Origin of the sequence: Oribacterium sp. Sow4_G1_1 (assembly GCF_052116105.1) — a bacterium.
Classification (GTDB): Bacteria; Bacillota; Clostridia; order Lachnospirales; family Lachnospiraceae; genus Oribacterium.
Window position 1 is genome coordinate 14888 of record NZ_JBQKLS010000025.1, and the last position, 13083, is coordinate 27970.

General features: G+C 54.3%; 9 protein-coding genes, 1 tRNA gene and 1 other annotated feature. Of the genes, 2 read left to right on the top strand and 8 right to left on the bottom strand.

The genetic code is table 11. The annotated features are described in order from the left end of the window. Window positions 1-13: 13 nt before the first annotated feature. The 7 genes from ACTQ52_RS11565 to ACTQ52_RS11595 all read right to left on the bottom strand — a co-directional run bounded on the left by ACTQ52_RS11565 (window position 14) and on the right by ACTQ52_RS11595 (window position 11162). Window positions 14-1900, bottom strand: a complete 1887-nt coding sequence (locus tag ACTQ52_RS11565; RefSeq protein ID WP_441982688.1) for a threonine--tRNA ligase — start codon at window positions 1898-1900, stop codon at window positions 14-16. 129 nt (window positions 1901-2029) lie between these two features. Continuing rightward, window positions 2030-2261 (bottom strand) — a binding site (T-box leader). 121 nt (window positions 2262-2382) lie between these two features. Continuing rightward, window positions 2383-4038 carry an ABC transporter ATP-binding protein gene (locus ACTQ52_RS11570; RefSeq protein ID WP_441982689.1) on the bottom strand — a complete coding sequence of 552 codons (1656 nt, stop codon included), beginning with the start codon at window positions 4036-4038 and terminating at the stop codon, window positions 2383-2385. A 2-nt stretch (window positions 4039-4040) separates the two neighbouring features. Continuing rightward, a complete protein-coding gene (locus ACTQ52_RS11575) occupies window positions 4041-5870 on the bottom strand; it encodes an ABC transporter permease (RefSeq protein ID WP_410042321.1) in 1830 nt (609 codons plus the stop codon). A 79-nt stretch (window positions 5871-5949) separates the two neighbouring features. Further along, a complete protein-coding gene (locus ACTQ52_RS11580) occupies window positions 5950-7380 on the bottom strand; it encodes a hypothetical protein (protein ID WP_410042320.1) in 1431 nt (476 codons plus the stop codon). Window positions 7381-7661: 281 nt separating this feature from the next. Continuing rightward, the gene (locus tag ACTQ52_RS11585; RefSeq protein ID WP_441982690.1) at window positions 7662-8420 is read right to left on the bottom strand and encodes a response regulator transcription factor; all 759 of its coding nucleotides are present in this window, start codon (window positions 8418-8420) and stop codon (window positions 7662-7664) included. Window positions 8421-8440: 20 nt separating this feature from the next. Then, window positions 8441-10117, bottom strand: a complete 1677-nt coding sequence (locus ACTQ52_RS11590) for a sensor histidine kinase (RefSeq protein WP_441982691.1) — start codon at window positions 10115-10117, stop codon at window positions 8441-8443. After that, complete coding sequence (locus ACTQ52_RS11595; protein WP_410042317.1) at window positions 10110-11162, bottom strand: extracellular solute-binding protein; 1053 nt, start codon at window positions 11160-11162, stop codon at window positions 10110-10112. Before ACTQ52_RS11595 ends, ACTQ52_RS11590 begins: the two co-directional genes overlap by 8 nt. Before the next feature lie 87 nt (window positions 11163-11249). On the opposite strand from ACTQ52_RS11595, the gene ACTQ52_RS11600 reads away from it, so the two are divergent. Beyond that, window positions 11250-12125 (top strand): HD domain-containing protein, encoded by an 876-nt coding sequence (locus tag ACTQ52_RS11600; protein WP_441982692.1) that lies wholly within the window; start codon window positions 11250-11252, stop codon window positions 12123-12125. Window positions 12126-12184: 59 nt separating this feature from the next. Here ACTQ52_RS11600 and ACTQ52_RS11605 read toward each other — a convergent pair. After that, window positions 12185-12259: transfer RNA gene (locus tag ACTQ52_RS11605), tRNA-Pro, on the bottom strand. A gap of 313 nt (window positions 12260-12572) precedes the next feature. Here ACTQ52_RS11605 and ACTQ52_RS11610 point away from each other — a divergent pair. Continuing rightward, window positions 12573-12926, top strand: coding sequence for a hypothetical protein (locus ACTQ52_RS11610; protein ID WP_441226980.1), 354 nt, complete (start codon window positions 12573-12575; stop codon window positions 12924-12926). Window positions 12927-13083: the final 157 nt, after the last annotated feature.

Sequence of the window (13083 nt, forward strand, 5' to 3'; positions counted from 1 at the left end):
AGCTATCTCAGCTTCAGTCGATCTCGTCCGGAAGCTCGAGGGTGTGCTCTCTGTTCAGCTTCTGGCAGAAAGCGACGAACTTGTCGAGCGGAACGTTCTGGATCTGCTTGTTGGAACCACGTACGTTGATGGATACGGTGTTCTCCTCTGCCTCGTGATCACCGAGTACGAGGATGTACGGATCCTTGTAGTTCTTGAAGCCCTTGATCTTCGTCTTCATGTTCTTATCGCTGTAGTCTGCCTCGACACGGATGCCTGCGTTCAGCAGAGCCTCCTCTACCTTCTTCGCATAGGCGTTGTGCTCCTCACGGATCGGAACGAGGGCTACCTGATACGGATTCAGCCAGAACGGGAAGTTCCCCTTGAAGTTCTCGATGATGATACCGATGAAACGCTCGAGGGAACCGTAGATCGCACGGTGGATAACGACCGGCATCTGCTGTGTGCCGTCCTCTGCGGTGTAGTTCAGGCCGAAGTTGTGCGGAAGCTGGAAGTCGAGCTGAACCGTACCACACTGCCACTCACGACCGAGTGCATCCTTGATCTGAAGGTCGATCTTCGGGCCATAGAATGCGCCGTCGCCTTCATTGATCTCGTAGCCGCCCTCGCCATACTTCTCGTCGAGGATGGACTTGAGGGATGCCTCTGCACGATTCCAGACGTCGATATCACCCATGAAATCATCCGGTCTGGTGGAGAGCTCTGCACGGTAGGTGACACCGAAGGTCTTGTAGATCTCGTCTGCGATAGAGATAACATCCGCGATCTCATCCTTGATCTGGGACTCCATCACGAAGGTATGGTCATCATCCTGACGGAACTCCTGTACACGGAAGAGACCGTTCATCTGACCGGACTTCTCCTTACGGTGCAGCACATCGTACTCAGAGTAACGGATCGGGAGCTCCTTATAGGAACGAAGCTTACGCTTGAAGGTAAGCATCGCGTTCGGGCAGTTCATCGGCTTCGCTGCCATGGTGTCGATGTTCTCACGGTTGTAAATGACAGAACCGGCCTGGATCTTCGCTACCTTCTTCTCGGCTGCCGCATCCTTATAATCCTCGACCACGTTCTCGATATCCGCGTCTGCCGTGGTGTAGCCGTCGATACCCGGAACGATGAACATGTTGTTGAGATAATGTGCCCAGTGACCGGAAACGAGCCAGAGACGCTTGTTGTTTACGAGCGGCGCTGCGATCTCGGTGTAGCCATGGCGGCGCTGTACCTCACGGCTGTACTGAAGCAGTGCCTGGTACATCTGCCATCCACGTGGCAGCCAGTATGGCATACCTGGAGCAGTCTCGTTGAACATGAAGAGCTCAAGCTGCGCACCGATCTTCTTGTGGTCACGCTCACGCGCCTCCTCGATCATCTTTACGTGCTGCTTCAGCTCATCCTTCGTCGGGAATGCATACACATAGACACGCTGCATGTGGTCACGCTTCTCGTCGCCTCTCCAGTATGCTGCGGAACAGCTGTGAATCTGGTAAGCCGCGCTCATCAGCTCCTGTGAATTCTCTACGTGCGGTCCACGGCAGAGATCGACATAATCATCACCAGTATAGTAAACAGAGATGGTCTCGTCCTCTGGAAGCTCCTCGATCAGCTCGAGCTTAAACTTCTGATCCTTGAAGATCTCCTTCGCCTCGGCCTTCGAAACTTCCTTCCGTGTCCACGGCTCACGACGCTTGATGATCTCACGCATCTTGTTCTCGATGGCCTTGAAGTCCTCTTCACCGATGCTCTTGCCCTCCGGCAGAACGAAGTCATAGTAGCAGCCGTCCTCGATCTGAGGTCCGATGCCGTACTGTACTTCCTTACCATAGATCTCAATCACTGCCTTTGCGAGGATGTGTGCGAGGGAATGACGATACACCTGTAATAACTCTTCCTTTTCCATTTGTTTCTCCTTTGAATGTTTCAAAACCAGCCCTTTGGGTCGGCTGATTTCGTGTCTGGACAACCGGTCCAGTGCCACACAGCGAATCTCTGCCTTAAACAAAAATGCCCCAATCAGCTCTTTCGAACTGATTGGGACGATAGATTCGCGGTTCCACCCAAATTGTCATCTTCCACATATCCTGTGGGCGAATGCTTCTGCACCTGCACAGATGACCACTCTTTCGACGGTAACGTAGTCAACGGGTCCGATTAAGGACCTCTCCGAGGTGGTGTTCATATTTATTTCCTCGACGCCTCGCAGCAACCGGCGTTTCTCTGTATCCGAAATCAAATACTACTGTCCTCTTCAACGATTTCTGTCTATTCAATTGACACAGCCATTGTAGGTTCGGCGCATCGCTTTGTCAAGGGGCTGGCCGGGATTTTGCAGTCACATACGTTGCCGTCCCTCCGAGTGCCCCCTGTCAGGTACAGAGTGCCTTATTTCTCGATTTCCAGACGACCGTCGGCGATGCACTTTCCAGACTGACGGTCAAACAGCAGGATGTGGCTGCCGTGGATGTCGATGCCGGCCTGCTCGCCGATCCTGTAGGCATTGTTCCCGAAGATCACGCCGGTCAGGAGGTAGTCATCCTGCACACAGAGCTTGAGCGTCGATTCCATACCGGTCGGCATGGCACCGAAGATCGTGGTCTGGAGCGCACCCTCCGGCTCGATGTCGATCGCCTCCGGACGGATGCCCAGCACGAGGTCGCGGTTTGTGAGGATCGGATCCTCGAGGATGGAGCTGTCCTCTTCGATGACCTTTTCGATATGGTACTTGAAGACCTCATCCTTGTTGCTCTTCTCGACGGCGTGCTTCTGCTTCAGGCGATCGATTTCTGCCTGCTTCTTCGCGGCGGCATCTGCGTCCCGCTGTGTGAACCAGGTCGGAAGCTCGAGCGCTTCGTTCGGGATGAAGCGTGCATGGATACCATGGAAGATCTCGAGGGCGACGCTGCCGTCTGCACGCTGCTCACCCGTGGCTTCTACGAAGTTGATGGACGGGTTGCCGACGAAATCGGCCGCGAAGAGATTCGTCGGGCGGTTGTAGACCTCGAGCGGTGCGTCGTACTGCTGGAGGACACCGTTGTTGATGAGGCAGATCTTCGTCGCGAGGGTCATCGCTTCCATCTGATCATGGGTGACGTAGACGAAGGTCGATCCGGTCTCCAGGTGAAGACGCTGCAGCTCGTAGCGCATCTCGAGACGAAGCTTCGCATCGAGGTTACTGAGCGGCTCATCCATGAAGAGCACCTGTGGCTCCGGTGCGAGGGTACGGGCGATGGCGACACGCTGCTGCTGACCGCCGGAAAGCTCTGCCGGATAACGATCCATGAACATACCGATTTTTACGACACGGGAAACCTGACGTACACGGCTGTCGATCTCTTCGTCCGTTAATTTCCGGACCTCCATGATCGCGGTGCCGTTCTGTGTGACGTGGAAATGCTCGTCGAGGGTCTGCCCCTTCGCCGCATAGCCTGCATTGATCTCCGCAAGGGTCTTCTCATAGCCGGCACGTGCCGCGTCGGCCGCCTGCTGCGGATCCGCCGCCTCATGAATCTTCAGGTTGAAGAGCTCCTTCGCGCTCATGATGGAGAGGTTGAAGGTGTCGATGAGCTTCACGTAGGCCTTTTCGGTATCGAGCTTTCCGTTCTTATCGCGGCAGTCCTCGATCTGGTCCTTTACCTTCTTTCCACTCTTCAGCGCATGCATGAGATCGGAGCTGACCTTCGCCTTTACGTCGATCCGCGGCAGCTCTTCTTTGATGTTTTTAAGACCGAAGGAGATGTTCTGATACACGGTCATGTTCGGCCAGAGTGCATAGTTCTGGAAGAGGAAGCCGACCTTTCGTTTGTTGGCCGGAACATTGATTCCCTTATCCGAATCGAAGACGACGCGGTCGCCGATTTTGATCTGCCCTTCGGTCGGCGTCTCGAGGCCCGCAATCATACGAAGGATGGTGGTTTTTCCACAGCCGGAAGGCCCCAGCAGCGTGACGAAGGCATTGTCCGGGATATCGAGACTGAGGTCATCGACACCGAAATAGTTTTTCCAGCGTTTGGTGATGTGTGTTAATGTGATGGACGGCATACTTAACCTCCTATTCCGTTATCAAGGCTTGCTCCCGTCAGGACATTGACGAGGGTGTTAAACAGAAGAATCGTCATGATGAGGATCAGGTTGATCGCACTGGAGAAGGCGTACAGACCCATCTCATCGAAGTAATCCAGTGTCGTGGAGAGGATGAAGCCCTGGGTGCAGAGAAGCAGGAACAGGGACAGCTCACGAAGGCAGGTCATGAACGGCAGGGTATAGCCGCTGATGATGGAGCTCTTCTGAATCGGGATGATGATGTTCAGCATCCGCTTATGCCACGGGATATCCTGAATGATGGCGGCCTCTTCGATCTCACCGGAGAGCTGCAGCATCGAGTTCAGGGAGTTTCTGGAGGCGAACGGGATGTACTTGACGACACCCGCGATGATCAGCAGGGTGTAGGTGTTGAACAGGTTCACGTGCTGATTACTGAAAAGGATGAAGAACGCAGCGCCGACCGCGATGGATGGCATCAGGTACGGCAGGAAGGCGACGTTGTTCACGTAGTTCGCCCACTTCGAGCGACGGTTCTTCGATACGGCGTAGCCGATCAGGGTGCCGATCGTACCGGCGATGAGTGCGCAGACGATGGCGAGGAACAGGGTACCCTTGAAGGCGTGCCAGATGGTCGGATTATAGAGGATACCGTGCTGGCCATACATACCATTCTCACTGACATTTTCATGCGTCAGCCACCACTTCGTGGTGAGGTTTGAGGTATCGTGCGTGTACAGGAAGCTGTAATCGCCCGGGTTCGGCAGAAAGGTCTCCAGCGCGAAAAGAAGGATCGGCCAGATGGAGGTGAAGAAGGTCAGCAGGATGAAGACCACGCCCATGATGTACTTTCCGGCTTTTCCGAGGTTGATCTTACTGAGCTGCCCGGACTTGCCGGTGACGGTCGTGTAGTTCGCGCGACCGGTGACGGAGGTTTGATTGAGACCCAGGATCAGGACGCCGAAGAGCATCATGATGATCGCGAGGATGCTGGCTTCACCGGTGTACTTCGAGTTCAGCGAGATGTACTTCGTCGACAGGGTCGTGAGGCCGAGGTAATGCGGCACCGGATAGGAGCCCATCGCGGATCCGAAGACGAGCAGGATCGTACTGAGGATCGCCGGCCGGATCATCGGCAGCGTCACGCGCAGCATGATCTTCCACTTCGGGGTATCGAGGATGGTCGCTGCCTCCTCGAGGTTCGCATCCATGTTTTTAAAGATACCGCCGATCAGGATGTAGGCGAACGGTGCATAGTGAAGACCGAGTACCATGGCACTCGGGAAAGTGCCCAGACAGAACCACTTCGGCATACAGATGCCGAACAGTGATGCGAGGAGGCCATCGGACGTACCGCAGACAGCATTGGAATTAAACATATGCTGCCATACGACGGCGAGAGTCCACTGTGGCATGATGTACGGAAAAATGAAAATCGAGCTTAAATACTTTTTGAAGCGCATGTTGGTTCTCGTCACCAGGAAGGCGAAAAAACCACCATACAGGATGGAAATCACACAGGTCATGACCGAGAGAATCACGGTATTGATGAGTGGTTTCCAGAGATTGGTCATTGCAAGACGGCTCGTAAAAAGATCGACATAGTTCACGACGCTGTAGCCGGAGGCCTTTCCGGTGAGATGTGCGTCGATGGTGCCCGGATGGATCTGGAAGGTGTCACGGACGATAGCGACGATCGGGGCTACCGTACTGAAGGTGAGCACGATACCGAAGACGAGCAGGATGATGTTCTGCGGCTTCGAAAAGAAGGTGACGATCTTATTACGGAGTATGGCTTTCGTATCACGTGTACCGGATGCAGTCGTTTCCATAGATGAATTCCTCCGTTCTTAAAACCGACCGGGGAGTCATGAGCTCCCCGGCCGAAAAATCAGTTCATATAATGCGCTTTTACTTCGCGTCTGCGTACTTGGTCAGGGTCTCGATCCAGCTGCCGACACCGAATGCAGCGTCTGCGCAGTACTCCGGATCCTCGAGTACGAGCTCGCCGGTGGTGGTCCACCAGTCATAGCCACGGTCATCCTTTGCAGGGAACGCATCTTCGCCAGCGTCGTTATAGCCGCCCTTTGCGTGGTTATAGGTTGCCTCGATCTGCTCTGCAACCTTCGGGTTCGAGCTGTAACCGCCCATGTCCTTGCCCCATGCACTGAAGCCGTCCTCTGTACATGTCATGTAGGATATAAATGCACATGCGGTCCATGGAAGCGGGCTGTTCTTCGTCAGGAAGAGGTAGTGGTTGTAGCCGTAGCCGCCGATGCCCTTATAGCCATCCTGGTATGCAGCTACCTTGATGTTGTTGACGGAAACCGTTGCGGATTCCTCTACAGAACGAAGCTTCGAGTAAACGAGGAGACCGGACTGATCCTTCGCGGACTTATCTACGAGGGTGTTGCAGATCGGGCCATCATCGGTCTGTGCGTTGTAATTCTCTACCCAGAGCTTGATCCATGCGAGGGCGTACTTGCCGTTCTCACCGAGACCGAAATCGTCTGCATCCGAAGCCACTTCCTGAATGGTCGGATCGAAGTAAGCCTTGTGCTCATCATCGAGTGCATCGTAGGCATCCTTCAGCATGCCGGCGTACTTATCCTCGGTCAGCATGTACAGGAAGTTCTTGCCGACGAGCTCGGAATCGATGTCCATGTACAGCGGGTGCTGATCCTTATAAATGAAATCCCAGCAGTTCTTAAACTCAGCGGAGCCGGTTGAGTTATACATAAAGACCTTATTCAGCGTCTGCAGTGGCAGGTAGCCGCTGTAAGCATCCGCGGTGGTTCCGTTGGCCTCTGCCCACTCCTTCGGGATGAAGGTCTTCAAGATATCGGTATCGACCATCTTACTCTTGATCTGGTTACCATCCTGGATGAGGGTCATCGCGAAGGTTCCGCTGTCCTTCAGAGAATCTGCGGTGAGCTGCTCGAAGATCTTGTTGTTCTTCGGCTGCTGCCACTCGAACTCCATGTTGTAATTCGGATCGATGGTCTGCAGATAGGCGATAAACAGTGGAAGTGCAGACTTACCACGTGAGGAGTTACCGACGCCGTAGAAGGTCTTACCATTCGACTCTTCGATGGCCTTCTTTGCGAGTTCCTCCATGGACATCCCTTCGGCTTCCTTGATGATGGCATCGATGCCGGTCAGGTTCTCTTCCTTCGGAGCCTCGGTTTCCGCCGGCTGTGCCGCCTGGGTCTCTGCCGGCTTGTCAGCGGCAGCGGCTGCCGTGGTGGCTGCGCTGTTGTTCGATGAAGATCCGCATGCGGCCAGCATGGATACGGCCATCGATGCAGTCAGTAGTAACGAGATGAGTTTACGTTTTCTCATAAATGTGCCTCCCTTATGGTTTCACGATCGGCTCTCCATATGTTCTGAAGAGCTTTCTTTACTTGATGCGTCTAGTATAGAAATTTTTTCGCAAAACAAAAACGCGGTAAAAATGATATTTTGATGGTCATTTCTGACATCTTTTTATCATTTATCCGCGTTTTCGTGTGCAGTATGCACATATTTCGGAGGCCTGGCGTCCTATGGGACAGCTCAGGACTTTTCTGTTTCTTTTTGTTCAGCCGCTTCCATCCTCGCAGCGGCATGCGCGTCCGCGCGTGTCAGCCTGCCTGGTAATCCGACGGGGTCATCCCGGTCAGTTTTTTAAAGGTACTGGAAAAGTAGGCGATGTCGTGGTAGCCGACCATCTCGCAGACCTCATAGACCTTATAGCGCACATTCCGGAGGAGGCGCATCGCCGTCCGCATACGATAGCAGGTGATATAGCTGTTGATGCTCTGCCCGGTGTCCTTCTTAAAGAGACGGCTGAGATGCCCCTCGGATACGCCGATCGCTTCGGCGATGCGCGTGATGCTGATGGCATCCTCACTATAGTGATCTGCGATGTATCCGATGGCACTCTGCACATAGCGATGCATCTCCGGGTCCGCGTCCTTCAGTGGCAGAAGCTCCGCGTCCTTCGGTGATGCCGTGTGCTGCCCGTGCAGGATCGCCTCCCCGAGGATCTTCTTTACGACCGCTTCGAGCTGCCCGTCCTCGAAGGGCTTCAGCAGATAGTCGGAGGCCTGCAGGCGCACGGCCTGCTGCGCATAGCTGAAGTCACTGTAGGCTGTGAGGAAAATGACCTTTACATCCAGCTTTTCTTCGCGAAGTGTCCGCACGAGCTCGATGCCGTCCATCTTCGGCATGCGGATATCCGTGACGATCAGCACCGGATGCAGTGTACGTGCCAGTGCGAGGGCCTCCTCTCCGTTTTTCGCCTGTCCGACGACCTCGCACCCGACACTTTTCCAGTCGGTCCCCTGAACGATGCCCTCCCGGACAAACTTTTCGTCATCGACGACGAGTACAGGTATCATGTTACACCTCCCATGTTTATTTATTTCGTATACGGCAGGCGGAGAATGACATCCGTACCGCCCTCCGGCAGCCGTGCGATATCGATGCCGTACTGCGAGCCATAATTCAGCCGGATGATCGAATCCACGTTTGCGAAACCGAGATGCCCACTCAGCAGCTTTCCATCATGCTTCTTCACCATCTCGATGAAGGTATCCTCGATGCCACAGCCGTTATCCATTACATGGACCTCGAGCTCCTCTTCTACCCGGCGGGCGGTGACCTTCACGAGTCCATCCTCGACGCCCTCGAGGCCATGGATGATGGCGTTTTCGACGATCGGCTGCAGCATCAGCTTCGGCACCATGCATGCCATCAGCTCCTCCGGCACCTCGACCTCGTAGCTGAAGGAGTCATCGAAGCGCAGCTCCTGGATATTACAGTAGCTTTCGAGGAGCTCGAGCTCCTCCTGCAGCGTTTCGAACTCCCGGCCCGAGATGCTGCGGCGGAGGATCTTCGCGAGGTCCGAGCTGAGTGCGACGATCTCCGGGACCTGATGTGCCTTCGCCACCCACTTGATGGTGTCGAGCGTGTTATAGAGGAAGTGCGGATTCAGCTGTGCCTGCATCATCCGCATCTCGGTTTCGTTGAGATGCTTCTGCTGCTGCACCCGCTCTTCCATGTTCCGGCGGATCCGTACCGTCGTTTTATTGAAGCCATCGGCGAGCTGGCCGAGCTCGTCATCTCGTGGAAGCTCTACATGGGCGTTCAGATCTCCATGACGCAGGGCCCGCATGCCGTCACTCAGCTTCTGAATCGGCTGGGCGAGGTAGTTTGATACATAGCCGGACAGCATGAGACTTCCGATGAGCACCAGCACCGTGATGATCAGCAGCATCATGAACATCATACGGAAGATGTCCTCGCTGAGTGCCGGTGGCGTCATATAGACGAGCGTCAGTCCCGTGTCGCCGACGCAGGCCGCATAGAGATTATCGGCGAATGTCTCATTCAGGCATCGACCCTCCAGACGATTCTTCCGGAAAAGCTGAAGGTTCGCCTCGGAAGCGAGGTTTCCACCGGCGTAGAGCGGCTCCCAGTAGGCATTCAACAGGAGAACGCCCTCGTTACCGTTATAGCTCTCCTTCAGTATGCTTTCGAAATCGCTCTGGTCGATCGTCACGATGACGTAGCCGGCATTGGCATTGATCTTACGACCGATCTGAAGACTCGTTTCGCGGGTATAGATGCCGTCGTAGTTCAGGACATAGGCCGTCTCCGTCGGCTGTGCCTCGAGGCGGGCGATGATGCCGAAATCGGACGGCAGAGTCTTCGACACCGTGCCGCGGTCCGTCGTATAGATGCGCTTTTCACCGGCGTAGATGTCGACGGTCGAGAAGGAGCGGATCGCCTGTGTCTCACGGTAGAGCGCCGCATAGATGTTCGAGGACGAGACCGTACCCTGGGTCAATGCTTTCCGAATATCCCGATCGTCTGCAATCTGCGCGATGACCTCCTCGACGGAGCGGAAGTGCTCCTCCAGACGCTGCTCGATCAGCTGCTGCTTCGCGAGATCCTGCGCTGCGAACTCCCGGTGAACGCGCGTACGGAACATGCCGACGAGCAGCAGTCCGCTCAGGACGAGCGGAACGACGGATACCAGTGTGAAGTAAAACATCAGCTGACGGCGGTAGGACTTGTTGATGTACTCAAGCATAACGTGCCTCCCAGATCTGCCAGAAGTCCTGCAGCACCTTCGTCTGCCGTTCACTGGCTTCCTCGATATCGAAGGCGAGGATACGGAGCCCTACGGTCTTGTCGTTCGTGGACAGGTCCGTACGGACCGAGCGCCGGAACAGAGGGGAAATCGTATAGCGCTGCACCGGATCGCTCAGGATGAAGTCGATGAAGCGCTCGGCGTTTTCCTGGTGCGGTGCGTTCTTCACGATGGCCGCACCATCCGGAACCGCAGAGGTGCCCTCCGACGGATAGCAGATACCGACATCACTGCCACGTGCGATCTCCTTCAGTGCACTCTCCTCGAGGGTGATGCCCACCAGCCGGTCGCCGTTTGCGACCTCCGTGAGTACCTCTCCGGAGCCCTTCGCGAGATGCCCGTCGAGGTCATCACAGAACTTCGAGAGGAGCTCCGACTCCGGAAGCTGTGTCGCATCCTTCATGGTTTCGAGGATCGTGTAGCTCGTGCCGGACATGGAGGGATCCGCGAAGCTGATACTGCCCTTCCAGCTGCCGTCCAGGAAATCCTGCCAGCTGTGCGGTGCACTCTCCGGCTGCACGATCTTACTGTTATAGATAAACACGATCGGAAGCTCGGTGAAGGGCGTCCAGTAGTGATCCGGCGAGATATAGACCGGATCCAGCTTCGCTTCCAGCGGCGACGAATAGGGCTGAAAACAGTCCTTATAGGCTTCCAGCATCTCGATGCCGCCGCCGAACATGACATCGACCTCCTGCTTCGACGTGCTCTGCATCTCCTGCAGCTCTTCAAGCAGCTCGGTCGTGCCACCCGCACGCACATCGACCCAGATGCCCGTGGATTCCTCGAATTCCTGGATGATCGGACGGTAGACCTCGGCCTTATGTGCCGTATAGATCGTCAGCTTCTGATCCGCGGGGATGTCGCTGAAATCCGGTGTCGCCTCCGTGTCGCGGCTTCCGCAGGCACTGAGCACAGAGAGTATAAGTGTGCCGGTTAAAAGCAGACCGGCGCAGATGTTCCGTCGTTTGTGCAGCTTTATCATGATTTTCACTTCCACTTTCTGATTATTTTATTATTATAATAGAAATACCGTAAATTTTTCAGTAAAAATGTGCGAGGGGAGGACTGAATGGTGAACATCGATCGAATGCATGTCAAAGAGGCCTTTAAAGCCTATGTTTCAGATTATGATCTCAGCGATGTGAAGGTAAAGCTGAAGGTAGACCACACCTACCGCGTCGCTGCGATGTGCGACGCAATCACGGAAGACCTCGGACTGTCTGCGGCCGACCGGGATCTCGCCTGGCTCAGCGGTATGCTCCACGACATCGGCCGCTTCGAGCAGCTACGCCAGTACCATACCTTTCAGGACCGTCTGTCCTGCAATCATGCGATGCTGAGTGCGGATATCCTCTTCCATGACGGGAAGCTCCGTCTCTTTGTGCGCGATGCTGAGGAGGACGAGCTTGCGCTCCTCGAGAAGACGATACGTCTCCACAACGTGTACCGCCTCCCGGAGGAGCTCAGTGCACGCGAGTACCGCTTCGCCACCATCCTGCGGGATGCAGATAAAATCGACATCCTGCGCGTGAACTGCGAAACACCGCGCAGCGAGATCTATGATCTCCCGGAGGAAGCCTTCCGCACCGCGTCCATCTCCGATCAGGTCTACGATGACGTGATGCATGCGCGCAATGTCGACCGCACCTACTCCAGAACCGCCATCGACTTCATGATCGGCCACATGGCCTTCGTCTTCGGACTCGTCTATACCGAGAGCTTCCGGCAGGTACGCGCACAGGGCTACCTCGACGAGATGCTGCGCTTTCAGAGTGATCATCCAGACACCCGCGAAAAGCTGAAGCACATACGCCAGGCCATCGAGCAGTTCATCGAGCGCCGGCTTCTCAATGACCGCCAGGAATACGACACCCCGATCGGAAAGGTATGTATGTCACGGGAAGAACACGAAGCCTACCTGGAAAAGCAGGAACGGTATTCCTGAAGCGCTATAAAAGCACAAAAAAGACCACCGAGAGTTCATTCTCGATGGTCTATCAATCGTCGGGGTGACAAGATTCGAACTTGCGACCCCCTGGTCCCAAACCAGGTGCTCTAGCCAAACTGAGCCACACCCCGATACGCTTTTCTCAAGCGACTTGTATACTATACTTAATTCAGGCAATGTTGTCAACTGATTTTTGACTTTTTTCAGTTACAGTGATTTTTAACGTGTAGCAGTTCAAGCAGGGGACCCGGAGGGAATCGTAAGAAAATCCGACAGAAAGCAGGAATCTGTTTATATTTACGCTCTTTTTCCGTAAACTGTACTTTATTTTTATTACGAAAATGTTTGAAAACCGTATTAAAATCTTAAGAAATGTGTTATAAAAGGTTTAGAAATTTTGAGTCACGAATTCAGTGACAGATTTCAAATTTATTTGAGAGGTATATGATGATGAAGATGACAAAGAAGATTGCTGCTATGGTGATGACTGGCGCTCTGGTTGCTGCTATGTCCGTTCCTGCATTCGCTGGTGTTGCTTCCTATGACATCGGTTCCTTAAATGCAAAGAACGCTTACTCCTATGCTGCTGCTGAGTATGCAAACGCTATTCATGAGGCTGCTGTAGCTCAGGCTGCTGTTGATCCAGCTGCTCCTGTAGTTGTTGCTGCTACGGATGGCACTCAGATTGTTTACGCTAACTACTCTGAGTATGCTGCTGCTATGGCTAACCTCGCTCGTGAGGCTTTCGCTGCACAGGGCATCGACAACGCAGCTGCTTTAGGCTACGGTGTAAACTGATCATCAGCACATACAACTGAATAAATGAACGAATCCCCGGACCGTATGGTGTGCTACCCGTCAAGTGGACAATGAATAACAATAAGTTCTAGGTTTACCCTGGCTGACGAAAAGTCAGCCAGGGTATTTCTCTATGCTGCTGTCTGATACTGATCAT